Annotated in this window: 24 protein-coding genes and 1 pseudogene; 21 read left to right on the forward strand and 4 right to left on the reverse strand. The window is 57.1% G+C overall.

Features of this window, described 5'->3' with window-relative positions; all coding sequences use genetic code 11:
• Positions 1–54 precede the first annotated feature (54 nt).
• Positions 55–1,167: a Ppx/GppA phosphatase family protein gene (locus tag ACFQ3C_RS15255; protein ID WP_380793566.1), complete on the reverse strand. Its 1,113-nt coding sequence runs from the start codon at positions 1,165–1,167 to the stop codon at positions 55–57.
• 239 nt (positions 1,168–1,406) lie between these two features.
• On the opposite strand from ACFQ3C_RS15255, the gene ACFQ3C_RS15260 reads away from it, so the two are divergent.
• The 3 genes from ACFQ3C_RS15260 to ACFQ3C_RS15270 are packed head-to-tail and all read left to right on the forward strand — an operon-like array spanning position 1,407 to position 3,750.
• Positions 1,407–1,715, forward strand: a complete 309-nt coding sequence (locus ACFQ3C_RS15260; RefSeq protein WP_380793568.1) for a virulence factor — start codon at positions 1,407–1,409, stop codon at positions 1,713–1,715.
• Between the two features lie 32 nt (positions 1,716–1,747).
• Positions 1,748–2,686, forward strand: coding sequence for a methylenetetrahydrofolate reductase (locus tag ACFQ3C_RS15265; RefSeq protein ID WP_380794111.1), 939 nt, complete (start codon positions 1,748–1,750; stop codon positions 2,684–2,686).
• Between the two features lie 8 nt (positions 2,687–2,694).
• On the forward strand, positions 2,695–3,750 hold the full coding sequence (locus tag ACFQ3C_RS15270; protein WP_380793570.1) for a methyltetrahydrofolate cobalamin methyltransferase: 1,056 nt from the start codon (positions 2,695–2,697) through the stop codon (positions 3,748–3,750).
• A gap of 83 nt (positions 3,751–3,833) precedes the next feature.
• On the opposite strand, the gene ACFQ3C_RS15275 is transcribed toward ACFQ3C_RS15270, so the two are convergent.
• Complete coding sequence (locus tag ACFQ3C_RS15275) at positions 3,834–4,451, reverse strand: response regulator transcription factor (protein WP_380793573.1); 618 nt, start codon at positions 4,449–4,451, stop codon at positions 3,834–3,836.
• 100 nt (positions 4,452–4,551) lie between these two features.
• Here ACFQ3C_RS15275 and ACFQ3C_RS15280 point away from each other — a divergent pair, with 100 nt between their 5' ends.
• Together ACFQ3C_RS15280 and ACFQ3C_RS15285 are read left to right on the forward strand one after the other, a co-directional pair.
• Positions 4,552–4,686, forward strand: coding sequence for a hypothetical protein (locus tag ACFQ3C_RS15280; protein ID WP_380793576.1), 135 nt, complete (start codon positions 4,552–4,554; stop codon positions 4,684–4,686).
• A 6-nt stretch (positions 4,687–4,692) separates the two neighbouring features.
• Positions 4,693–7,353, forward strand: a complete 2,661-nt coding sequence (locus ACFQ3C_RS15285) for an ATP-binding protein (protein WP_380793580.1) — start codon at positions 4,693–4,695, stop codon at positions 7,351–7,353.
• Positions 7,354–7,475: 122 nt separating this feature from the next.
• Here the strand turns inward: ACFQ3C_RS15285 and ACFQ3C_RS15290 are convergent, their stop codons facing one another.
• Together ACFQ3C_RS15290 and ACFQ3C_RS15295 are read right to left on the reverse strand one after the other, a co-directional pair.
• Positions 7,476–8,063 (reverse strand): hypothetical protein, encoded by a 588-nt coding sequence (locus ACFQ3C_RS15290; protein ID WP_380793584.1) that lies wholly within the window; start codon positions 8,061–8,063, stop codon positions 7,476–7,478.
• Positions 8,064–8,074: 11 nt separating this feature from the next.
• On the reverse strand, positions 8,075–8,713 hold the full coding sequence (locus ACFQ3C_RS15295) for a hypothetical protein (protein WP_380793587.1): 639 nt from the start codon (positions 8,711–8,713) through the stop codon (positions 8,075–8,077).
• A gap of 803 nt (positions 8,714–9,516) precedes the next feature.
• Between ACFQ3C_RS15295 and ACFQ3C_RS15300 the strand changes: the two genes are divergently transcribed.
• The 16 genes and pseudogenes from ACFQ3C_RS15300 to ACFQ3C_RS15375 all read left to right on the forward strand — a co-directional run bounded on the left by ACFQ3C_RS15300 (position 9,517) and on the right by ACFQ3C_RS15375 (position 24,569).
• Positions 9,517–10,086, forward strand: coding sequence for a hypothetical protein (locus tag ACFQ3C_RS15300; RefSeq protein WP_380793589.1), 570 nt, complete (start codon positions 9,517–9,519; stop codon positions 10,084–10,086).
• A gap of 159 nt (positions 10,087–10,245) precedes the next feature.
• On the forward strand, positions 10,246–10,752 hold the full coding sequence (locus ACFQ3C_RS15305; protein WP_380793591.1) for a hypothetical protein: 507 nt from the start codon (positions 10,246–10,248) through the stop codon (positions 10,750–10,752).
• Positions 10,753–10,782: 30 nt separating this feature from the next.
• Positions 10,783–11,268, forward strand: a complete 486-nt coding sequence (locus ACFQ3C_RS15310) for an A24 family peptidase (protein ID WP_380793593.1) — start codon at positions 10,783–10,785, stop codon at positions 11,266–11,268.
• A 172-nt stretch (positions 11,269–11,440) separates the two neighbouring features.
• Positions 11,441–13,060, forward strand: a complete 1,620-nt coding sequence (locus ACFQ3C_RS15315; protein ID WP_380793595.1) for a pilus assembly protein TadG-related protein — start codon at positions 11,441–11,443, stop codon at positions 13,058–13,060.
• Positions 13,061–13,288: 228 nt separating this feature from the next.
• Positions 13,289–13,928, forward strand: a pseudogene (locus ACFQ3C_RS15320) (transposase); the annotation flags it as partial.
• A gap of 70 nt (positions 13,929–13,998) precedes the next feature.
• Entirely contained in the window at positions 13,999–14,202 is a 204-nt protein-coding gene (locus ACFQ3C_RS15325; RefSeq protein ID WP_380793597.1) for a hypothetical protein, read from the forward strand.
• A 793-nt stretch (positions 14,203–14,995) separates the two neighbouring features.
• On the forward strand, positions 14,996–15,232 hold the full coding sequence (locus ACFQ3C_RS15330) for a Flp family type IVb pilin (protein WP_380793599.1): 237 nt from the start codon (positions 14,996–14,998) through the stop codon (positions 15,230–15,232).
• Positions 15,233–15,462: 230 nt separating this feature from the next.
• Complete coding sequence (gene cpaB, locus ACFQ3C_RS15335; RefSeq protein WP_380793601.1) at positions 15,463–16,512, forward strand: Flp pilus assembly protein CpaB; 1,050 nt, start codon at positions 15,463–15,465, stop codon at positions 16,510–16,512.
• An 88-nt stretch (positions 16,513–16,600) separates the two neighbouring features.
• Complete coding sequence (locus ACFQ3C_RS15340; protein ID WP_380793603.1) at positions 16,601–18,034, forward strand: type II and III secretion system protein family protein; 1,434 nt, start codon at positions 16,601–16,603, stop codon at positions 18,032–18,034.
• A 307-nt stretch (positions 18,035–18,341) separates the two neighbouring features.
• Positions 18,342–18,836 (forward strand): TadE/TadG family type IV pilus assembly protein, encoded by a 495-nt coding sequence (locus ACFQ3C_RS15345; RefSeq protein WP_380793605.1) that lies wholly within the window; start codon positions 18,342–18,344, stop codon positions 18,834–18,836.
• Positions 18,830–19,441 carry a TadE/TadG family type IV pilus assembly protein gene (locus ACFQ3C_RS15350; RefSeq protein ID WP_380793607.1) on the forward strand — a complete coding sequence of 204 codons (612 nt, stop codon included), beginning with the start codon at positions 18,830–18,832 and terminating at the stop codon, positions 19,439–19,441. The genes ACFQ3C_RS15345 and ACFQ3C_RS15350 overlap by 7 nt, the downstream gene beginning before the upstream one ends.
• Complete coding sequence (locus ACFQ3C_RS15355; RefSeq protein WP_380793609.1) at positions 19,438–20,625, forward strand: response regulator; 1,188 nt, start codon at positions 19,438–19,440, stop codon at positions 20,623–20,625. Before ACFQ3C_RS15350 ends, ACFQ3C_RS15355 begins: the two co-directional genes overlap by 4 nt.
• A complete protein-coding gene (locus ACFQ3C_RS15360; protein ID WP_380793611.1) occupies positions 20,622–21,179 on the forward strand; it encodes a L,D-transpeptidase in 558 nt (185 codons plus the stop codon). Before ACFQ3C_RS15355 ends, ACFQ3C_RS15360 begins: the two co-directional genes overlap by 4 nt.
• A gap of 25 nt (positions 21,180–21,204) precedes the next feature.
• On the forward strand, positions 21,205–22,644 hold the full coding sequence (locus tag ACFQ3C_RS15365) for a CpaF family protein (RefSeq protein WP_380793613.1): 1,440 nt from the start codon (positions 21,205–21,207) through the stop codon (positions 22,642–22,644).
• Positions 22,645–22,692: 48 nt separating this feature from the next.
• Positions 22,693–23,601, forward strand: a complete 909-nt coding sequence (locus ACFQ3C_RS15370; protein WP_380793615.1) for a type II secretion system F family protein — start codon at positions 22,693–22,695, stop codon at positions 23,599–23,601.
• A gap of 38 nt (positions 23,602–23,639) precedes the next feature.
• Positions 23,640–24,569, forward strand: a complete 930-nt coding sequence (locus ACFQ3C_RS15375) for a type II secretion system F family protein (RefSeq protein ID WP_380793617.1) — start codon at positions 23,640–23,642, stop codon at positions 24,567–24,569.
• Positions 24,570–24,670 lie beyond the last annotated feature (101 nt).

Below are 24,670 nucleotides of genomic sequence, written 5' to 3' on the forward strand. Positions count from 1 at the left end.
CGTTCTCCAAATACTCAAATTCCGACCGTTGCGCCATGCGTGATGTCCCGCGGTTCAGAACGGCCCGTCCTCCAGCACCCCGTCCGCGCTCATCTGCGCGTAAAGCAGCCCCTCACGCAGGCCGCGATCCGCCACCGACAGCCGATCGGTGGGCCACAGGCGCAGCAGAGCCTGCAGGATCGCCGCCCCCGACATGATCAGCGCCTGCCGATCCTGCCCGATGCGCGGGTCGCGCCGCCGCCCGGCCGGTCCCAGTTCCAGGTAGTTGCGGATCACCTTGTCGATCTGGTCCGAGGTCATCCGCAACCCGTCCACCTTGGTCCGGTCATAGCGCTTCAGCCCCAGATGGCTGGCCGCCACCGTGGTCACGGTGCCGGATGTGCCGACGATCTGGAACCCCTCGCGCTTCTGCTCGTCCTTGTAGGGTGCGAATTCCGCCAGGTTTTCCTCGAAATACCAGCTCATCAGCGCGAATCGCGCGGCGTCGTCCTCGACATCGCTGAACTGGTCGCGCAGCGTGGCCACGCCCAGCGGCACGGATATCCAATCCACCACCCGGGCCGCCGGAAAGGGGCTTTCGGGCGGGTGAAAACCGGCATGCAGCCGCATGATGGCGCGGGGCCGTTCGCGGGGCGCGACCATCGACAGGTCGATCCAGACCAGTTCGGTGGATCCCCCGCCGATATCCACCACCAGCAATTGTTCGGTCTTGGTCGAGACCAGCGGCGCGCAGGAAATGACGGCCAGGCGCGCCTCTTCCTCGGTCTGGATGATTTCCAGCTCCAGCCCGGTTTCACGCTTGATCTGCTGGATGAATTCGCCAGCGTTGCGCGCGCGCCGACAGGCTTCGGTCGCCACCAGCCGCATCCGCTTGACTTTGTGGCGCTTGAGCTTCTGCTGACAGATCCGCATTGCCTGCACGGTCCGCGCCATCGAGGCGCGGCTCAGCAGGCCGGAACTTTCCAGACCGGCGCCCAGTTGCACCGATTTGGAAAAGCTGTCCACCACAAGAAACTGATTGCCCCTTGGTTGGGCAATCAGCATGCGGCAACTGTTCGTACCCAGATCCAGCGCGGCATAAAGCTGCGTCGGATCGGGCGGTGTCGGCGCGGGGCTTTCGACCGGTTTCGGGAACGCGCCCGCACCTTCGGGACGCTTGGGCGTCATAGGAACACGCCCTCCATTTTGAGTTAACCTCAAGGTAGTGACAACGCAGGGTCCGCGCAAGCGTTCCGGTTGGCTCAAGATCATCTTTAGGATTTTTCCGATCTCGCCCCGTAGCATGCGGGGGCGATTGCGGTGTAGACGGGGGAAGGTCGCAAGGCGCGGCCCATCTGTCGAAAACCGCCTCTTTGTCGCAAGGGAAGGGCAGTAGACAGGGCGAACCGTAACAAGGGAATCACGCAATGCCGGATGTCACCATCGTCTATTGGCGCGACATACCTGCCCAGGTCATCGTTGGCCGGGGCCGCAGCGGGGCGAAACGGCAACTTGCCGAACGCTTCGAGCAGGCCATCGACCGCGCCGCGATGAAAACCGGGGCCGCCGGCACGGATGACTACTTGGCCGAATGGCGCAAGGCAGATCCCTATACGGTCGAGGGCGACAACCCTTCGGACATCGCCGAGGCTGAGGCTGCAAGGCTCGAGGCCACTTATGATCAGGAACGCATCAAGGCCCTGATCGCCAATGACGGATGGGCCGCTGCTGAATGAGCACGACCCCGCCGCGCCTGTGGGAGGCCGCCATGGCTCTTTTGAATTTCCGCAAACGTGATGACAGCCACGCTTCGGGGGCTGGCCCCGTGAACGCGCAGGTCGAGGCATTCCTGCAAGGCTATTCGATCGAGGTGATGCCCCGCACCGCCGAAAAGGTCGAGGATTTCCGCGCCCTTCTGCCCGAAGGCACACGCGTCTACATCGCCCATATCGAAGGCACCCCGATCGAGGACATGGTCGCCACCGCCCGCCGTCTGGCGCGCGACGGCTATCCGGTCATGCCGCATTTCCCGGCCCGCATCATCAAGGACCGCGCCACCCTGGCCGACTGGATTGCGCGCTACAAGGGCGAGGCGGGTGTCGATCAGGCCCTTCTTCTGGGCGGGGGTGTCAGCACCCCGGCGGGCGATTTCGACAGCTCGATGCAACTGATGGAAACCGGCCTGTTCGACGGGTTCACCCGCCTGCACGTGGCCGGCCACCCCGAAGGCAACCGCGACATCGACACCGATGGCGGCGACCGCATCGTGATGGAGGCGCTGCGCTGGAAGCAGGCGTTTTCGGAACGCAGCGACGCGAAAATGGCGATGGCCACGCAATTCGCCTTTGACGCAAAGCCGATCATCGCCTGGGCGGACCGGTTGCGCGCCGAAGGCATCGACCTGCCGATCCATATCGGTATCGCGGGGCCTGCGAAATTGCAGACGCTGATCAAGTTCGCCATTGCCTGCGGTGTTGGCCCTTCGCTCAAGGTTCTGCAAAAGCGCGCGATGGACGTGTCCAAGCTGCTGCTGCCCTACGAGCCGACGGATGTTCTGGCGGAACTGGCCGCGCACAAGGCGGCAAACCCCGATTTCAACATCGAACATGTCCATTTCTTCCCGCTTGGCGGCATCTCGACCAATGCCAACTGGGCCATTCAACATGGCGGGCGCTCTGGCGTGCCCGCCGCACAGACCCAAGGATAAGCTGACCCATGACCCGCACGATCATCGAATCCAAGACCAAGACCGCAATCATCGGCTTTGATCAGCCGTTCTGCGTGATCGGCGAGCGCATCAACCCGACAGGGCGCAAGAAACTGGCGGCCGAGCTTGAAGCGGGCGATTTTTCGACCGTCGAAAAGGATGCGCTGGCACAGGTCGCGGCCGGGGCCACGGTACTGGATGTGAATGCGGGCGTTGTCTATAACTCCAACCCCAACCCGAACGAAACCGAACCGCCGCTGATGCGAAAGATGCTTGAGCTGGTGCAGGGGCTGGTCGATGTGCCGTTGTGCATCGACAGTTCGGTTCCCGCGGCGCTGGAGGAGGGGCTGAAGGTCACCGAAGGTCGCCCGCTGCTGAACTCGGTCACCGGCGAGGAAGAGCGGCTTGAGTTCGTGCTGCCGCTGGTCAAGAAATACAACGTGCCTGTGGTGGCGATTTCCAACGATGACACGGGGATTTCGGAAGACCCCGACGTGCGTTTCGAAGTGGCGAAAAAGATCGTCCAGCGTGCCGCCGACTTTGGCATTCCCGCCCATGACATCGTGGTCGATCCGCTGGTGATGCCGATCGGCGCGATGGGAACCGCGGGTTTGCAGGTTTTCGCGCTGGTGCGCCGCCTGCGCGAGGAGCTGGGTGTGAACACGACCTGTGGCGCGTCCAACATCAGCTTCGGCCTGCCGAACCGCCACGGGATCAACAATGCCTTCCTGCCGATGGCGATCACCGCCGGCATGACCTCGGCGATCATGAACCCCATCGCGCTGCCGGTACCTATGTCGAAGATAGAGGAAAAGAAACTGGCCCTTGCCGCCGCGGGTATCATCGTGCCCGATGACATGGACCTTGATCTGTTCTGCCAGCTGACCGGCCTGGGATCGACCAAGCCGCGCGCCGGCTCGGAGATGGAGGCGATCCGCGCCGCCAACTTCCTGACCAACAACGATCCCTCCGGCGGCGAATGGATCCGCTTCAACCGCGCGCCTTCCGCTGATGGCGAAGGCGGTCGGGGTGGCCGGGCAGGCGGACGCCGCCGCCGCGGCTGATCCTTTCAACCTGCGGCACAGATGCGAAAGCCGGGCATGAAGCCCGGCTTTTTGCGTGGCGGCCTGTTCAGGCGGGCCTCAGATCAGATCAGGTGCAGATCACGTGCGATCAGGGCGGCATGGGTGCGGTTGCGCGCATCCAGCTTGCGGCTGAGGGTTCTGAAGTGCAGCTTGACCGTCACCTCCTGCACGTCGAGATCCTGGGCGATTTCCCGGTTGGATTTGCCAGCACAGATACCTTGCAGAACCTCCCGTTCCCGACGGGTCAGCACCGGTGTGCCGCGCGTCTGGGCATCGCCCGCTGTGTCACCTGTTTCCCGTGGGCGGGCGACGTCCCCAGCCAGAATCCGCTTGATGCGGTCAACCAGGGCGTTCGGCGCCAGCGTCTTGGGCAGATAATCCGCCGCACCATCCAGAATCGCGCGATGTTCGATATCCTCGGACGTGGTGCCGGTCAGCAATGCCACGGGTCCGGGGCGGTTCGCCTCGAGGCAGCGGATCAGCCCGCTGGGCATCGTCATGCCGGGCATGGTCAGGTCCAGCAGCACAAGATCGAACGCGCCGTCGGTGCCGATGAGCGCCAATGCGCCGTCAAGATCACGGCTTTGGCTGACATCCACATCAACTTCTTTGGCAAGGTAGCTTGCAAGCGTTTCGCGCACGAGATCGTGGTCGTCCGCGATCAGTATTCTTGATTTCAAGTCATCATTCCCGCATTTCGCAAAAGCTTTGGCATATCCCCGCTTTTGCCTGTTATTAAATCTATGATAATGTCCAAGTTGACTTTTTTCCAGCGCACAGTTGCCTGATGTCGATGCGAAAACAGATGCTGTGAAAAGCGCGATTGAAATGGCGAGTATCCCGGTTTCATCAGCATCCGGGCCGACGATGAAAACGCGCCGTGAACAGATGAATGTGGCTTTTGGTGGGGCATGAAGGACCGTGACTGAGGAGAACCGTCCTGACGATGCCGGCGACCGTTTCAGGCTGCGTGTCCTGCCCTTCATTGCCGCCATTTGCGCCACGCTGTCGCTTTCTGTCCTGATGATCCAGATACCCGGCATATGGCGGCAGATCGACAGGTTGAGCCAGGCAGATATCCTGGCCATCAGCCGTGCCGCGGATGATCTGGAAGCGACATATCTTGAGATGGAGCTTGGCGTTCTGCAGGCCATGGGCCGCAATGGGCAGGCCATGGATCTGTTGCGCGGGCAAGACGACGCCTTGAGGGCCGGGATCGCCCGGCTGGAACAGGCGGTCACCGCGTGGGCGACCTTGCCGGACCCTGCGCTGCTGGCGGAAACGATGCGATCACTCGACGCCTTCAGCGGCCAAAGCGCGATCCTGTCGGCATCCCTCCGCGCGAATGATGCGGAAGCCACCGACGCGCTGGCGCTTGTGGTGTCATCGCTCAAGGATACCCGCGCAACGCTTGCCGAAGTGCTGGACGCCACCGACCGGATGATTGCCCTGAATGACGTGAAGGCCCGAAGCGACCTTGGGCGTTCGCTGTTCCTGCTTGTGGTGGCCACGGTGCTGCTGTTCGCCTCGACCGCTGTTCTGGCCTCGGTTTTCTGGCGGCTCTACCGGATCAACCTGCAAAGGGTAAAGGAAAACCGTCTGGTCAGCGCACGGCTGGAAACGGTTGTGGATACCTCGCAGGATGCGATCATCGTGACCGATCCGTCAGGCAGCATCACGGGGTTCAGCCGTGCGGCCGAAACCATCTTCGGCATGGCCGGCAGCATCGCCCGCGGGCGCATGATCGGCGACATGATAAGCGAGGCCGACGGCCGCGCCCTGTCACCGGAGCGGATGGGCAGGGCGCAGGTCCAGCGCATGCAGATGGTCGGCCGCGATGCGGTCGGCAGCGAATTTCCGGTCGAGGTATCGCTTGGCACAGCCCTGCGGGACGGCAATACGATCCATGTCCTTTTTCTGCGCGACATCTCTGCCCGGCTTGCGGCGGAACAGGATTTGCGCGCCTCGCGCGACAAGGCGCTGGCCAGTGAACGCGCCAAGGCGCATTTCCTGGCGGTGATGAGCCACGAGATGCGTACACCGCTGACCGGCATCCTTGGCGCGATCGAATTGATGCAGACGAATGCCGACGGTCTGGACAGGAAGGACTACCTGGATATCCTTCAATCATCGGGCGAGCTTTTGCTGGGCCATATCAACGATGTGCTGGACCTGACCGAGATCGAGTCCATGGGCATCAATCTGACAGAGCGCGCCTTCGATCTGGATGCGCTTCTGGACGAGGTGACACGCAGTCTCAGGCCATCGGCGGAACGTCAGTCCAGCACCCTCACATTGCACAAATCCGCCCCCGGGCTGGGATGGTTCCGCGGCGATCCGGTGCGTATCCGCCAAATCCTTATCAACCTGATCGGCAACGCCATCAAGTTCACCCTCAAGGGCAGCATTGACATCGAGGTGCATGTCGCCCCCGACACCGAGGGTCTGGTACTGGACCGCCAGCGGATCGAGATACAGATCGCCGATACCGGAACCGGGATCGCGCAGAACCAGCTTGACCGCATCTTCGAGGATTTCGTCCGGCTTGAGGACACGGCCACGCGCAAGACCGAAGGCACCGGATTGGGGCTTGGCATCGTCAAGCGCCTGGTCAACGCCATGGGCGGCAAACTGGGGGCCGAAAGCGTTCTGGGCGCGGGAAGCCTGTTCTGGGTAAGCCTGCCGCTGCCCCCGGTCGAATTGCCCGTGGACCTTGGCACGGCCGAGACTGACCCGTCGGATGTGCCCCGGTCCAAGGTTCTGGTGGTCGAGGACAACGCCATCAATCGTTTCATTCTGCGGCAGATGTTGACACGGGACGGGCACCACGTGGCCGAAGCGTCCGATGGCGGCGAAGGGGTCGCCCTTGCCGCAGCCGAGACCTTTGACCTGATCCTGATGGACATCAACATGCCCCAGATGAATGGCGTTCAGGCCGCCCAGGCCATTCGCTCGGGCAAGGGCAAATCCGCCGGCGCGCGGATCGTGGCGCTGACCGCGCATGTCTTTGATCATGATCTGCGACGCTTCAGGGATGCCGGCATGGATGATGTCGTCATCAAACCCCTGCGCTGGGATGGTCTGCGGCGGGTGATACGGGGCAGTCAGGCCGCCGCCGCAGGGGGGCAACCGGACGAGGCGGCCCTGACCGGCGGCGCATCTTCGCCACCATTGCTGGACCGGGACGTTCTGACCCATTTGCAGGATACGCTGGGCCCTGAACAACTTGGCCGGCTGCTGGACAGGTTCACCACCGAGGCCGAAACCGCCCTTGCCGAGATCCGCGACGGTCTTGAAGGGTCCCGTCAGGTGCTGCGCGACCGTCTGCATGGTTTCGCGGGGGCCAGCGCAACATTCGGCGCACGCCGTCTTCACAGTCATCTTGGCATGCTCGAGGATGAGGTGCTTGCGATGGCGGCCACCGATCTTGCACGCCTACCGGTCCGGCTGGAAGGTCTGTGGGATCTCACCCGCAGGGAAGTGCGCGCCGTGCGCGCATCGCTGCCCGGCGTCGCCCGCACTGCCGAAATCCGTCTGAAAGGTCCGTTGCGCGACGCAAACGATCCGCGCCGGATGATCTGAAGACCTGATCAACACTCTTTTAGGTTATTGCTTCAGGAAGGCCGTTATCAAGGGGCGGTGAAGAAATAAAATATTGAAAAAAAAATTTCGCTTGATTGGCTTCTGGATGTACAACTTTAGCGCTACTTTGGGTTTGTTTCGGGATTTGAGGCTTCTTGATTGGAAGCGACAGTTTCATTGCCCTCTGCAACCCACAGCCATTCTCTGAATGCCTTGCGTCTTTGGGCTTGGGCCTCGCCAATGTATCGTTTCAACAACCTTTGCCTTCCCCTATTCGCAACAAGCTTTTCCAGAAGAGACATTATTGATACTAGTGACCGAACTCCTTTTTCTGAAATTGCTCCGTGATCAAGCGCGCCAAATAAGTGCTGCGCCGCCTCTTGTGCCCCTTTTGGATTGTCAGGCTCACAAGATCGCTCAGCTTCAAAGGCCTGAAGGGCGCGTTCAGCTGCAACCAGCTTTGTTTCCGCCTCTGCAAGAGCCAGCGCCCGAAATTCCATTTCGTCCCGTGGGACGAAACCCCTCATCGGGCGTGACGGATCATCCAGAATAATGGCAAGCCAACAGGCGATACTTTCGGGGTCGGGGCGCCCAGTGGCGCCATGCCTGATCGCATTCGCTGCAACGACAGACTTGCCCTGGGCGGTCTTGGGGCCTGTGCTTTTCTGTGCATTTGCCTTGTTTCGAACCGCGATCTTGACATTGCTCATTCCTTGATCACCTAGGCCTGGATCGGGCGGGCTCTTTGAAGCAGGTCGTAATCACGCTTGACCTCGCGCCGACGTTTCTCCAACTGCTGAACCTTGCTATCGTGGTCCGTCACCGAGCTGCGGGAGGACCGATAGGCTTCCTTCATCAAGTCAAATGGCTCCAGACCGAGAGAAGCGATTTCTTGATGTGCTGCGATCCGGGTCTGAATATCATCGGAAATTGCACGATCCGCCAGGGCGAGACCTGCCGCCAAGGCGTCTTCCTCATCAAAGTCATCTGGTGGCTGCCAATCTTGCTTCGTTCCGCCAGCACGTATATGTGCATCCCACTGTTCATCAACACCGACCTCGTGTTCGTATTGGAGATATGCTGCGACGGCCTTGCAGATCTCGTCCCGGATGATGTCGCGCAGTCCCGTCTCGCGCATGCGCCTCTGCAGCAATAGCTCCCATTCTATGGATACGAGGTTTTCCGCCACAACACATTCGTAGGGTGTTGTCGGGGCGAGATCCTGAGTTAGCGCTGTGTGAAACGCAAGGAATGAGCCTGGCTCTTCCCCGATGATCTGATCTCTGCCGGGCAGTATGTCTGCGAAAGAGGTCAGGTTGAACCGACCGGGGTCAGGCGCGACGATGGTTTTCTTTGGCATTTTTTCATTTCCACGAAGCTATCGATCTATTGCTGAAGACTGCTTCGTTGCATCTGCCATTTTGCATGGCTACTATATCTTGCTTAATGCAAAAATTCAACACCGATATCTTGATTGGTGTATTACGGGTTTCTTTTTAGCTCAAAAGTATATCGTTACATCAACCAATAGTGTCATCTTAAGCTCGACTGGTTTAGGCGAGTTCACAAGTGCCGAGGCTTGTTTCTTACGAGGTGACGGAATTATGGCGAGCGTGTTGCCGTTGATCTCTGTGCATCGACCCGGAGTTAAACCCGGACCCATAAAGTTTCAAACTTAGGGACTTGCGCAAACCTCAAGGTGGTAGGTGCAGCCTCGTCTGCCTGCAACTTGAAGAGCGATCGGCACGCCCCAGCCACATGATTTATACATGTGACAGGGGAGCTTGCGCGCGGCTTGTCCTGTCTCGTCGCGCTAAAAACAACAATTGACTGAAGGGATGCAGCGCACCGTGAACGAATGCCCTGCAAAGGCCGTAAATCCGACCCAAAATGGCCAATTCCCCCGGGCAGATTTATAGATAACAGGAAACAATGAGGCCTGAAATGCTGGAAATTCTATCTGCTGCGCTGATTTCTGTGCTGACATTGCGCGCTCTGGCGGGGTCAATTGTCACAACCGGTGGACGGCTTGCGCTGCCGCAACTCGACCTTGGATCCCTGCGCCTATGGATCCTGCTGTCCTTGGCGGCAGTCCTCGTTTTCAAGCCACTTTACGGATCCGCGTTGGTTCTCGCGCTCTTGCTTCACGAAATGGGACATGTCATGGCGCATCGGCTTTTGGGGCACGAGGATGCGCGTTTCCGCCTTGCACCGCTGTTTACGACCACCCCGATTTCCGAACGCACAATTCCTAGCCATGCGCGGGATTTCTTCGTGACCATCATGGGGGCGGGCTTCAGCCTTGTGCCGATGATCGTGACCCTTGTTGCCGCCGACATGGTCAAAACCGTCGCGCCGGGACTTGCGAGCATCCTTATTGCCATCGGATCGGCGATCGGCGCTCTGAACTTCATCAACCTGTTGCCGCTTCTGCCGCTGGACGGGGGGCGCTGCCTGCGCCAGATCCTGGTTACGCTGAGCCCACGAACCGGTCTGCATATCCTGCTGTCCTTGTCAGCCTGCGCGGCAGCCGTGTCGTTCGTACAAGAGTCCCTGTCTTTGATCGCGTTGGTTTGCCTGGGCGGTCTTGTCTTCTTCCGTCCTGAACCTGCCATCAGTGACAAGGCGCCCATGTCCAAGGGCATGGCGGCACTGGCGCTTGCAGCCTATGGCTTCACAATGGCCGCACATGCTACCGGTGGATGGTGGCTGATCCGCTGGTATTTCTGGTAATAAACGATATCCAAAAGCATGGATGTATTTTTGGTTAGTGATAAATAAGGCACAGGGACTTCAAGCAGATGTTCACGCCAGTTTACAGATGCATGTCGTTCAATTTATCGTTCCTTTAATTGAGCAGCAAAGTTGGGCCGAAAAATGCGAGCCACTATCATGATTGTATCCCTGATGGGACTTGCCGCCTGTACGGAAGGTGGCATTGCGAACTTCTCGTCCTTCGGAGATAAAGCGTCGACGATATCTGACACATCTGACCGCGACTATTACCCGGACGATCAGTTGCTTGTCGCAGCAAAGCTTCAGTTCCAGAACGACAACTATGGCAAGGCCAACAGCTTGTTCAAGCGGGCGCTGGACGTGGCGCCAAATGACCCTCAGGCGCTGCTGGGCTATGCGGCCACATCCGATATGTTGCGTCGCTTTGACCAATCCGACATGGCTTATCGCAAGCTGCAGCCGATCATCGGGAACCGGATCGAGTTTCACAACAACTATGGCTATTCTCAGTTGCTGCGAGGCAACCTTCAGGTGGCGCGTCGCCATTTCCTAATTGCCTATGAGATGGACCCCAGCAATGAATTCTCGGCCAACAATCTCGAACTGCTACGCAATTCGGTGAATTACCAGCGCCGCTCGCGTGGTGATCTGCGCGGGATCTAAGGGATCACAGGGGATCGGACGAACTGAGCCATGGCAGTAGCCTATCAGATCATGATTTGGTTCTGTTTTGGTTTCCTTCTGTATCTGGCTTGGCAGGATTTCCTGACTTTCCGTATCCGCAACCGTGATGTTCTGATTTTTTCGGGCATGGTTCTGGCGCTACTTGCCTTGCGTGGGTTTGAAGGTGCGCTTCCTGATGTTATGGCAGGGCTGCTCTTGTTTGGGCTGGGCTTCGTCATGTGGTTGCTGGGCGCCATGGGGGCAGGGGACGTCAAGCTTTACCTGCCTCTCGGTGTCTTCGTGGGTTGGTCGATGCTGCCGATCTATGTAGTGTTCCTGCTGCTGGGCTCAGTGCTGCTGCTGATGTCGATCCTGGCGGCGCGGCGGTTTCCCTCGGAAAAGGGGCTCCTGCGCGCGCGTCTTACGAAGATAGCGAGAACCAAGGGCGTACCTTATGCTGTGCCGATGGCCTTTGGCGCGATACTGACCATGTTGCCGCATGCCATCCAAATGTGATCAAGCCTTGGTTTACAGAGTGCACGGCTTTCGGCATAGTGATAAAATGAAGAAGGTAGGCGCAAATTTGCAGGTTTTCCTAGACCGGCAGATTTGGTTGCCGGTCCTATTAGTTGCCGGAAACGCGCCTTCTTCCATCATCAGTTACGCCCTTTGCTAAAGGACTGTCCTAATGCGTTTTTTCCGATCCGACAGCGGTTATGCGTTGGTTCTCACGCTTCTGTTCATGCCGGTTTTCATTGGTATGTCTTTGTTAGTCATTGACATCAGTCGCGGCAACAATGCCCATTCCGACCTGCAGGCCGCAGCTGACGCCCTCGCGCTGGCTGGTGCGCGTGAGCTGGATGGGGGCGTCGATTCCATCGACCGCGCCATCGAGGCGATGCAAGAAATAAGCAACACGGTCAGTTTCTTGGGCCGCACTGATGAGGACGCGAGCATACGCCTAACTTTCGGGGTCGAGGGCGACCCGGTTGCATTCGAAGTGAGGTTTTTAACGGAACTTCCGGAAAATGATGACGATCCGGTAGATTTGTCAGCTTGCGTAACCCATCCGTCAAGTACTTGTGATAGCCCAGTCGAGAACACGGACCAAACTACTGCGCGGTTCGTTAATGTCCGCGCGCAGTCGCGCGATCTCGGCCCGTTTTTTGGTCTGTTTTTCGACGGGGTGAACCCAGTTGTCAATGTGCCGATAGCAGCTGTGGCTGTGGCTGCTTATCGGGAAGTCGCGTGTGAAGCGCCACCAATGTTCGTGTGCAACCCTTTGGCAGGGAACCTGACTTACAGTAGCGTTTCGGAGGCCTTTAACGCAGGGTGGTTTCATGCCCGCCTTTTCAGGCTCAGGGACAATTCCAACTCAGGCAACTTCGGCTTCCTGAACCTTGGTGACCTGCTGGGTGTGGGGAACCTTACCAACCCAACTTTCAGGCAGGATATTCTTCCAGCAAACCAAACTCTCGACAGTTGTGGCGTGACACTTGATAGCCTGGAAACCCGAACGGGTCAGATCACTTCCTTTAATGACGAATACAATACACGTTTCGGACTGTACCGGCAGAACCCGCTAACAGCCTATGCCAGCGATGTCGTTGTCCGAAAGGGCTTCATCATGGAAAGCAATGGATGCCGTGGGGAAATTGATCCTACTTTCAGGGATTACCTTTTGAACGCATCATCGATAGACCCGGCGCTTTTTTCAATAGATTCAACCGATGGTTCTTGGACCTATAATGGATTTAACCTGGCAGCAATGGGATATCCTGCCAATTATACGATGCCGGAACCTCTGGATGGAGTAGTGATTGGCGGTGCATCTGTGACCGACGGCAACGACCACATATGGCCTGTAGAAGACTATTTGAGGTTCAATTACCCTGCAGAGGCTGACGATATATTGGCAGAGATCGTCCCACAATCGTATGCCGCAGGCGACGACGTCGCAAACCCGAACATTGATACACCATCTCGCCATGATGTGTACCTTTACGAAGTTGCTAACAGGAACACATTGGGCGATGTCACGGATCCTGATCCGCTAGAGGCTAGCTGTACCGCAGCACCTACAGTTGATGAGGGGCGGATAATGTATCTGGCAATCGGTGATTGCTCTGGAGGGTTGACGGGCGGGTCGCTGCCGATTGAAGTCATCACTTATGCCAGAGTATTTTTGACAAACCCCGTGACTGGTCCTTCCGACCCGGCTATCACCTTCGAGGTCATCGACGTTACAGATCAAGGTGCGGGAACGACTGACTTGGTCTTCCGTGATGAAGCTTATCTGGTGCGCTGAGGCCGTAGGCCTTTTTGTTCGTTAGAAAGGGGCATAACCTTAGCTGTGCCCCTTTTGCCATTTCCGGTCCGCTTTCCACGGCCGCGAAAGCTTTACTCGCTTTAGATGCTATTTTGCTGGCGACTACTAACTCTAGAGTTAGCCACGAGAATCTGCACAGATGATGACGTGCTCCCCTGAAACGTCCGGAATTTAAAGTTAGTCTGTTCGTTACGCAGTAGACAGTCGATGAAGCGATCAAGGCTCACTGAAGAACAGGTCATCTGCATTTTGAGCATCAGTCAAGGCTTGGCGCGAAAGAGTTGTGTTTTAAGCACGGGGTCAGTGATGCAACCTTTTATAAATGGCGGGCCAAATTTGGGTGCATGGACGTGTCGGACGCCGAGAAGTTGAGCGCGCTGGAGGCCGAGAATCCCAAACTCAAGAAGCTTCTGGCCGAGCAGAGGATGGACGTCTCGACGCCCAAGAAAATTTTGGCAAAAAACTTCTAAGGCCTGGTACTCGGCGTCGCGCCGTGGACTGGGCCGTGACACAGAAGGGATACCTGCAGCGGCGGGCCTTAGCTTTGGCAGGGATCGATCTGCGGGTGTATCGGCGACTAACAACGCGTTCAGAAGACACTGACTTGCGGGCGCGCGTCAAAGATTTGTCGTCGAAATGACAGTGGTTCGAGTGTCAGCGGCTGCAGATCCTCCTGCGGCGAGAGAATTGGTCCGCAAACTGGAAGAAGTTGTGTCACATCAACAAGGAAGAGGGGGTCACCGCGCGCACACGTGGCTGCAGGAAGCAAGCTCTCGGCACCTGAGCACCCATAGCAATCTCGCAGGGGCTAAATCAGCTCTGGAGCCTTGAATTCGCGTCCGACAGCCCGTCCTGAGAAGTGGCTGCGAAAATCTCAAAAGCTGGGATAAGTAAATTTTCTGCGCAACAGCAGCATGATGCTGCGAGCTCTGCTGATCCAGGAAGACTTCAAGGTCGGACGACTGCATGTGGCCACACTGATGAAGCGCATGGGGTTCGAGGCGCTCTATCGCAAGCCCACCACCTCGAAACCAGCAAAGGATCAACAGATATATCCTTATTTCCTTAGAAAGCTGCCAATCACCCAGTCCAATCAGCTCTGGGCGACCATTGCCCGATAGGTGATTGCTCGCAATCCCCGTAAGGAGACATTACGTGCATTCCCGTGCGGAGCTTCATTTACTTGGCTGCCGTGCTGTACTGGTTCACACGACGCGTCTTGGCATGGCATTTGTCGATCAATCTGCAGGCAGGTGTCTTCTGCGAAGCTGCCTAAGAGGCACTAGTGAAGCACGGCACGCCCGAAATCTTCATCAACAATCAAGGAAGTCAACTCACCGCGACCGAGTTCAACAAAGTCCTTGCTGCGCCTGGGACCAAGATCAGAGTGGATGGCAAGGGCGCCTGACGGAACATCAAATACGAAGAGGTCAACCTCCGGGCCTGTGCCAGCGTACACAAGGCGCGGACAGGCATCAGTCGATATCTCAGCTTCTACAATAGCCGACGGCCACCTTCATCGCTTGACGGGAAAACGCTCGAATACTGTTCAGAGAAACCGAATTACCTCTACTCGCGAATCGGAATTGTGGCAAAAAAATGCAAATTGTGGCAAAAATAGTCGCAACAGTTGGTGGACTTTCGACCGTTAAAACTATCCTAAAGTATAGGTAATGTCTCTTGTTTCTTGAACAATCCTTCAGAATTTTACTGAATGATCGCTCAAAGCGCTGAATATCAATCAACACTTGAACTATACAAAGGGTTAGAGCAAATATTGAGGCATAAGGAAGGCGGGAAGCCACCGACCTTGTAACAGAGTGGTAGAGAGTTCGGCATTTTGGCAAATTTTGGGCGAGGCGGGGGCCAGCGCTCTAAGCAACAAACACTTGAAACTGATGGAGAATTAAAATGATGATCAAGGCAATCACCACGCTTCAGGCGTACAGCGCCACAAAGATTAAGAAGTTCCGCAAGGAAGAAGATGGTTTGGCGCTGACCGAATACCTGGTCGTTCTTGGCCTTCTGGTGGGAGGTGTCATCGTAGCGGTTGGTCTGTTCGGGGACGCCTTGTCCGACACGTGGGACAACTGGACGACTTGGGTCGGAGGCCTGGATGACAACGTCGTTGCTGCTCCTGCTGCTCCTTAAAGCAGACAGCCGACTGTCACTATTTGACAACTGGTTTTCATAACCAGAGAGTTCCCCGGTTTATTTTTTGTAAACTGGGGAACTTTATTTATAGTGAAACTTGATCATGGGCTCTTATGTGGGCTTGTTTTTCTGAGTTCCCAAGCGGCGTAAGACCGAGGCCTGGCACCGTAGATGCCTTTAAACAAGGGTCGGGTTTCCCGAACGGGTAGAGCAATAGGACTTTTATGATGCGGGCATCGACTTTTTTAAGCATAGCAATAGCTATTATGCTAGCGGTAGCCGCCGTATTCGGCGTGCAGACATATCTGGATAGTCAACGCCAGCAGATTGAGCAGGCCTCCCGAGGTGAGCGCGGAGTGCCTTTGAACACAATCGTAGTGGCGCGCAGTCAGATGCGTTTTGGCGAGCGGATAACCGCGGAAAAACTTCAGGTGATCCCCTGGGCGAGTGAAACCCTACCTGATGGTGCGTTTACCGATACGGCTGCGATCGAAGGTGCGACGGACGAGACCGCTCGTTTCGTTCTGTCTTCGATTGAGCGAGGTGAGCCGGTCTTGGCTAGTAAGATCACAGATCCCGGGCAGCGAGCTAAGCTTTCTACTGCCATCTCGCCCGGGAAGAAGGCGGTGTCTATTCGGGTGAATGACGTGCTGGGAGTGGCGGGCTTCGTGCTCCCTGGCGATCGCGTCGATGTTTTGCTGACGCGCAATGGAGGAGGGCGCGGCGGAGAGGCGTTTGTCGATGTGTTGCTTCAGGGTGTGCGTGTCGTGGCCATAGACCAGACTGCCGACGATACGCGAGACCAGCCTAGCGTTGTGCGCACCGTGACATTCGAAGTGACTACCGAGGAGGCGCAGAAGTTGACCCTTGGCGCGACCGTAGGCACCCTCTCGCTGGCATTGCTAAACGTCGTGTCGGCTGATGGCGAAGTGCCCGAGCGAATGACCCTGAGCGAGCTTGACGATAGCGCATCGGCAGCGGCGCTGGCTGCTGAACGGGCTGCCGCCGAGGAGGCACAGCGAAGGATCGAGCAGGAGCGTCTTGATGCGCAGACTGCGCGTCTGGCTGCGTTGGAAGAGATGATTCGCAGCATGGGCAGCGACGTGACCGATAAACTTGCCGAAGTCGAGCAGAACCTCGTCGCCGCACGTGCCGGCGAACCGCAGGTCGTGGAAAAAGAAGTGGTCGTCGAGGTGCCGCCTGCAGCGCCAAGCTTTGTCACTATCGGCGTGGCGCGGAACGGTCAACGCCAGGAATACAGAGTGGAAACCAAATGACATGCCCCGGAATTAAGGGGCATGCTTCGACCTAGAGGCAGACAGGGCGCCGCATTCACAAGGCGCCGTAACACGGAGCGGGACGAACATGAAGCATTTGAAAGACAGGTTGACAGGTTTTGGGCAGGGGGTCGTGGCATTTGCTTCGCACGCCCTGTTCCTTGCCATCATGGTGCCGGCGCTTGCGGGATGGGCCGCGACGCTACATGCCCAGGAGCGTATGGTAGCGCTGGGTGGTGACAGCGTGGTGGAACCCTTGATGTTGAAACCCGGCTTTACCCTGACGGTGCGAACTGATCGCCCGTTCAACGATATCGTGGTCGGAAATACTTCGGTCGCGGATGTGTTTCCACTGACCAACAGCTCGGTCTATGTGCAGGCCAACAACCCCGGCTCCACGAACGTGTCCTTCTATGGGCAGAACAAGGAATTGCTGGGTGCGATGATCCTGAATGTGCGGGTCGATTTCGAGGAATTGCAGCAGGCGATCAACCGTGCGGTCCCGAATGCGCAAGTTTCTGTGGCCAATTTGAACGGGCGCGTGCGTGTGTCTGGCGAGGTACGTGACGGGCCATCGCTTGATCGTGTTCTCGAGATTGCGCAGCAGTTCAGCGATCAGCCGGTGGTGAACGCTATCCGCATTACCGATCCGCAGCAGGTCCAGTTGGATGTCCGGATTCTGGAAGTCAGCCGCCGCGCCGGGCGTGAACTGGGCGTGGAGCTGTCAAGCAATCGCATGACGACAGGAGGTAGGGGTGGAAGTGTCCCCTTCGGCAGCTTCGTGGGCAACCTTCTGGCCGGCGCTGGCGCCGATATCGACATCGTGATCAATGCGCTGGAAACCAAGGGGCTGGCCCGTCGTCTCGCAAACCCGACCCTAGTGACGTCCAATGGGGTAGAGGCCAATTTCGTGGTCGGCGGCGAGGTTCCGATCGATTCTTTTGAACGGGACGCAGACGGCAATGTCACCGTGAGCGGCACCGATTACCGTGAATATGGTGTGCGACTGAACTTCCGCCCGGTGGTTCTGGACGATTCGCTGATCAGCCTGCGGATCCGTCCTGAAGTCAGCGATATCGACACTTCGGCTCCTACTGCTGCTGGAGATGTGGCCTTCATCACGCGTCGCGCTGATACCACCGTGTCGCTGCGCGACGGGCAGAGCTTTGCGATTGCAGGTCTTCTGCAGACCGACAACGAGCGCAACGTTCAGCAGGTTCCGTGGATCGGGCAGATCCCGATCCTGGGTGCTCTATTCCGTTCGACCGAGTTCCAGAAGCGGGAAACCGATCTGGTGATCCTGGTAACCCCGCGCCTTGTACGCCCCAGCACGCAGAACGAGCCACTTGGCTCTCCGCTGGATAATGCGCGGGCGTCCAACGATGTCGAGCTGTTTCTGCTGGGCATGCTGGAAGTAAACAAGGACATGATCCGTTCCTTCGTCGATGGCGAAGGTATCATCGGTCCCTATGGCCACATGATTGATCTGGAGTTTGATGATGCGCTTGTCCAAAAGAAATAGGGCCTTGGTCGCCGTTATGCTGCTGGCTAGCCTTTCGGCCTGCGCGGATTATCTTAATCGCCGTGATTCCGTGAGTTTCGGGGCTGGTGATGCCTCGGAGAGTAACACGGGGATTCACACGATTAATCCGTTCCCTCCCGCGGCCTCGAACACCACAATTGTCGTGGATGGCTGAAACCTGAGGCGCGGCAGGGTGATAGCTTTGCCGCGCCTCTTTCGGATCGGGCCGGTCGATCGTTGATTTCGAAAGCGCGGCAAGGCGTTAGCGTTGGCATGCATTGAAGCAGTTTGGGTCCATATGTCGGCTATGAACAGAAAATCCGCTCTTCAGAGGCTCCGGACTTTCGTTTCGGGGACAGAGGGTGCTCTGTTTACCGAAACACTGATCGTTGTTCCTGTCGTTACGATTTTTGCTGTGGGCATCCTGGAATTTGGAAATGTCTTCTGGCAGCGAAGTCAGGTTCAAGTAGGGGTGCGGGACGCCGCGCGTTACATGGCGCGCTGTCGCGCCATAGCGCCTTACAATACCTGTACTCAGGACATCGCCCGCAACCTGGCATTTTATGGTAACCCTGCGGGAACTGGCACACCGCGTGTGCCGGGCTGGGATGGAGTAGCGCCTGATGATACGTCTCTTGTTGAGCTGGAATTTTTCAACCTTCCGACAACAGCGATCCCCACACCCGAAATTATAACTGTGACCGGACGGCACCAATATACAGGTTCGCCTTTGTTCGGCCTGCTGCAGATCGATGCCTTCACCTTCACCTACACGCATAACCAGAGGTACATGGGATGGTGAAGCGCGCGCGACTTTTCCGCCGCTCCGAGGAAGGGGCTACCTTGGTCGAAGGGCTTATTGTTTTTCCGATCATCCTCCTAACCTTTGCCACCTTCATAGAATTCGGCGTGGCCGTGGTGCAATGGAACCAGACCGTCAAGGCGATGCAATATGGTGCGCGGTTTCTAGCCGTATCAGACCCTTTAGTAAGTTTGGGACCATTTGAGACGTATACCTCCCCAGCCCCTGAAGTTGGCGACCCTGTTCCACAAGACGGATTACAAATTTCCTGTGGAGCCGGGGCTGCGGCTTGCAACACTGACGGGATAAACCGGTTGGTGTTTGGAAGCTCAACAGATCTGACGTGCGACCCGAGTGCCGGAAACCGGCTTGGGATGTGCGATTTGAACGGTCTGATCAGGCCGGAAAACATCCGTGTCACCTATTATCGTTCCGGCCTTGGCTATGTGGGGCGCCCCGGCGGGCCGGTGGTGTCGATCACTGTCGAGACACGTGATCTGAACTTCAATTTTTTCTTCCTTGGCGCACTGCTGGGGCTTAACAACATCACTATCCCCGCTCATCCCGTCACCATCACAAGCGAAGATCTGTCAAACACAATATGAATATGATTGAAAACGATATTCTTCCCGGGCGCAACAAGATGCGCAAGAATACGGTGCTGGTCCTGGATACAGGGCAGCCCGACTTCTCCGTCATCGCTCACCATGTCGAGAAGATGTCGCATTTCCTGCGTGAGGTTGCGACATTCGAAGAAATGATGCGCGCACCGGGCGGCTATACGCCCGATATCATAGTCTTGGACATTGGCAGTGTGACGGCATCGGAACTTGAGATACTTTCCTCGATCCGAGGGCATTATGGCGACGTTCCTATCGTGATCGTCTCCGAGGCGCTGGATGATGCCCAGGTGCGCAAACTTCTGAAGCTCAAGGTGCATGATTGGCTGCGCAAGCCGGTGAATTTCGGTGAATTCCTCAATTCGATCCAGAGCGGAATCCGGACTTCTAAGCAGTCCAGCACGCGTGTGCATGCGATCATTTCCGCTGTCGGCGGGTCGGGGGCCACGACTGTTGCTGTATCGCTGTCCGAGATCATTGCGCGCCGTCTGGCTAAGGATAAGGCGAATGGGAGCGTTGCACTGTTCGACCTGGATTTCTCAACCGGGTCATGTGGTTACTTGCTCAACCTTACATCGGGCTTTAACCTTGACAGCGTGATCTCAAACCCCAGCCGGATCGACAGCGAGTTCGTGAATCTGCTGCAGCAGAAGCATGATCACGGCATGATCGTCTATTCCTTTAAGCGCCGCGAAGTTGTGACCAGCCTCAACTGTTATGAGCTGGTGCTGAGGATGCTGGATGTGGTGACCGTGCAGCACACTCATACAGTGCTGGATATTCCCTATTATGAGACAGACTGGCGCCAGGATGTATTATCAGGCGTCAATACCGTCACGATTGTCTGTGAAATGAACCTGCCCTCGATCAAGCACACGATGGACATGTTGGAAAGCATCCGCGAGATGGGCGGCCCCAAGAAGCCTGTGCATGTACTTATCAACAAGCGGCGCAAGGGGCTCTTCAGCGGGGACCGCATCCCCAAGGCCAAGCTGAAGCAGTTGTTCGGCGAGACACCCTTCGATTACCTGCCGGACGAGCACGATCTGATGGCCGAGGCAATGGATCGCGGCGTGACGCTGAGCGATGTCAACTCGTCTTCCAAGTTTTTAAAGGCGCTGACGAAGTACGCCAATGACGTGGTGTTGGCAGAAAAGGTGCAGGCATGACGACCCGTCTGACACGTCGCGACGCGCTTGCCGGTTTGACGGCTCTGTCCGTTTTTCCGGGTATGGCGCAGGCCGAACTGAAGCGCGTGCCCCGTGACCATGGCGCGACATCGCGCCAGATTGTGCCTTTTCAAAGCAATGAGAAGCCGGGCACGATCATCATTTCGAACACCGAGCGCACGCTGCATGTGGTGCTGGGCAACAACCAGGCGGCGCGTTATGAGATCAGCGTGGGACGCGACGGTTTTGTCTGGACCGGCACAACGACCGTCGGACGAAAAGCCACTTGGCCGGAATGGCGTCCGCCAGCCGATATGCGGCGCCGCGATCCGTCGTTGCCGACCTTCGTGCCCTCGGGTCCCTATAACCCATTGGGCGCGCGTGCTATTTACCTTTATAGCGGGGGCCGCGACACGCTTTACCGCATCCATGGCACCAACAACGCCGAGACCGTGGGCGGATACGAGACATCGGGATGTTTTCGATTGACCAATGCCGATGTAATCGAGTTGTTCGACAAAGTTGCTGTTGGAACGAAAGTGATAGTGAAATGAGTCTCATGCGACGGGAGGATAACACGTGGTAGGTCGGTTTTTCAGAAAGCCTCCGGAACAGGAACAGCCACAGGGGCTTGGCGGACATGCGCCGCTGCATCCTGACGCCAGCCCGCGGGGTGCAGATCAGACACCCGATACATCAATTGTGCCACCGCCTGCCGCCACTCGCAATCCCGATGACGCCGCAGGGATGCCCGACATGGTCGCAGAACGGGTCAACCTGCATCGCTATCTGCTGGACAAGATCAACCTAGCGGTCCTTGATCAGATGGAAGAGACGCAACTTCATAACGAGTTGCGACCCCTTGTGCGTGACTATGTCAAGGCGCAGAATCTCCCTCTAAACGCTAAGGAACTCGATTCGCTGATCTCCGATCTTGGCGACGAGATGCTTGGCCTCGGTCCAATCGAGCCGCTTCTGAAGGACGATACGATCTCGGATATCCTGATTGTGGGACCAAAGACGGTCTATATCGAACGGGGCGGGCGGTTGAAGAGGACCGATGTGCGCTTCAAGGACGAACAGCATCTTCTGCGGATCATTAACAAAATTGTGGCATCGGTCGGCCGACGCGTCGATGAGTCCTCGCCTCTCGTCGATGCTCGCTTAGCAGATGGCTCGCGCGTCAACGCAGCAATTAGACCCGTGGCCGTGGACGGCCCACAGGTCTCGATCCGAAAATTTTCGAAAAAGCCGCTCCAGCTTGAAACGCTTGTGAATTACGGCGCTATCCCCCCCGGTATGGCGAAACTTCTTGCCGCGGCCGTCGAAGGCAAGATTTCGATGGTGATTTCGGGCGGAACAGGCTCAGGCAAGACTACGTTTCTGAATGCGCTATCGGCCTTCATTCCGCATGAAGAACGTCTTGTAACAATCGAGGATGCAGCAGAACTTCAATTACAGCAGCCGCATGTAGTCCGGCTTGAAACGCGCCCGCCAACTTTGGATGGACGCAACGAAATTGCGCAGCGTGATCTCGTAAAGAACGCGCTGCGGATGCGGCCTGACCGCATCATTATCGGCGAGGTGAGGGGAGGCGAGGCATTCGACATGCTTCAGGCCATGAACACGGGTCATGAAGGCTCTATGTCCACGATCCATGCCAACAACCCGCGCGATGCACTCAGCCGTATGGAACAGATGGTCGGCATGGCTGGAATGCCCATGAGCCAGCTAAGCATCCGTTCGCAGATCGCTTCCGCTATTCAATTGATCATCCAGTTGTCGCGCATGCGGGACGGCTCGCGGCGGGTGACGGCGATTTCGGAGCTGACAGGGATGGAGGGCGACGTCGTCCAGATCCAGGATATCATGAAATACCAGCGCACTGGGGTGGACGACGACGGGCGCGTAATAGGAGAATTCCGCCCGACAGGGATCCGTCCGCGGTTCCTGTCCGATATCAGCACCATCGGCCTTAAGGTGGACATGTCCATCTTCGATCCGACCACCAAGCTCTGACGGGGTCCAATGTCAATTATAGTCATATACGGCTTCATTTTCGGCGCAGTGCTGCTACTTTCCGATGTGATCCTACGGCGTCTTTTTAGCGCGCGCAGCGCAAATCGCGAGACCAACGCGCGGATGGAGCGGCTGAAGGGCGGTGCCGATCAGTTGACAGCCTATAAAGGTCTGCTAAGCGATCGCGGCGTCGATCGCGTCGGATTTTTTTCGTTTGGATGGTTGTCGCGGATCTACCGGCAATCCGGTCTTTTGCTGTCTGTTCCTCGTCGTGTTTTCTATGCGATGGTCATCATGCTGGGAGCATGGCTTGTTGCGGCCTGGCTAACCCCTGACACGACATTTCGTGTTCTTCTGACGCTTGCAATCGGTCCAGGCGCGATTATTGCGCTAGTAATGCGGGCACGGACGCGGCGCATCGCGAAATTCGTCGAACAGCTTCCTGATGCGCTAGACATTATTGTGCGCAGTATGAACTCAGGCCATCCGCTGACCTCTGCGATCGCACTCGTGGGCCGTGAGATGCCAGATCCGATCGGCAGCGAATTTGGTATTCTTAGTGATCAGCTTACTTTCGGCTCCGAACTGGACGACGCGATGCTGCGTATGGTGGACCGAGTCGGTGCGGATGAGCTGAACCTGCTGACCGTGACCGTAACCGTGCAGCGCAGCACTGGCGGCAACCTGTCCGAAATCCTCGAGAACCTTTCGGGAATGATCCGCGACCGGTCCATGCTGCGCAACAAGATTCGTGCGATCTCGGCCGAGGGGCGGATCACATCGATCATTATGGCTGCCTTTCCCTTCCTTCTCTATCTTATGATATCGACCCTGGTTCCTTCATATTTCGATCCGGTCTGGGACAGCGGCTATGGCACCGTGGTGGTCGTCACGATCCTGGTCCTTATGAGCATTGGCATGCTGATCCTAAACAAACTTGTGAGATTCGACTTCTGAATTAATGACCATAGAAAGCGGGAAAATGGCAAAACACCATGAATGACACATTGATCCTCGTCGCGGTCTTCGTTGCCGTCCTGATCCTGATCTTTACCATTCTAAATTCTGTGGTGCGCAGCCGCGAGATCAGGCGCAATCTGGATCAGGTATCGGTTGAGCAACAACTGCGCGATGCGCGAGCTGAGGCGGTTTTTGCCTCTGAAAACGACGACATCCAGCATTATTACGAGGTGATGCGCCGCAACGAGCCTCAAGGTCTTGAGATGCGCCTAATAAGGGCCGGATATTTTTCCCGGGACGCCAAGCGGACATTTCAACTTCTCCGCCTGGCGGTGACCTCTGTCGTCTTTCCATTCGTTTGGTATGGAGTGATGAATCTTTCGGGGGCATTGACCTCAACCATTGCGTTGGTTCTAGCAGCAATCGTGTCGGGTCTCGCTTTCATCTTGGTTAACGCGATGCTGGATCGACAGGCCAATAAGAACCAGATTGCTTATCGTCGTCTTTTCCCGGATTTTATGGATCTTCTAGTTGTTTGCGTGGACTCAGGCATGAGCATCGAGGCCGCAATCGACCGCGTGGCTCACGAATTCCTGCACACCAAGCCAAGCTTCGGCCAGCATTTGTCCATTATCTCTCTTGAGGTGCGCGCAGGCCGTCCGTTGCATGAGGCACTGAATAACTTTGCTAACCGAATTCACTTGGACGAGGCGCGCACGCTCTCGGTCCTGTTCCGCCAATCGATGGAGTTAGGATCAAGTGTAATCAAGACCCTGCGTGTCTTCAGCAAGGAAATGCGTCAGACACGCCTCATCAAAGCCGAGGAAAAGGCAAACGCGTTGCCGATCAAGATGCTGTTCCCGATGGCAACCTGCCTTTTTCCGGTGAATCTTATCATCGTGTTGGTTCCGATCATGATGCAGATCGCGGAACTGTTCTCGACCATGGCGCCATCTGGCAACTGAGGAACAGGAACTGTTTGCGTGCTGGTTGTCGACCAACTGTCCGCAAACGCATCTGTGTTTGAGTGGCCAATTACGAAGAAACTTTGAACTACTGGGCTGCC

This window comes from Seohaeicola saemankumensis, assembly GCF_042678485.1.
In the GTDB taxonomy this organism is placed as follows: Bacteria; Pseudomonadota; Alphaproteobacteria; order Rhodobacterales; family Rhodobacteraceae; genus Seohaeicola; species Seohaeicola saemankumensis.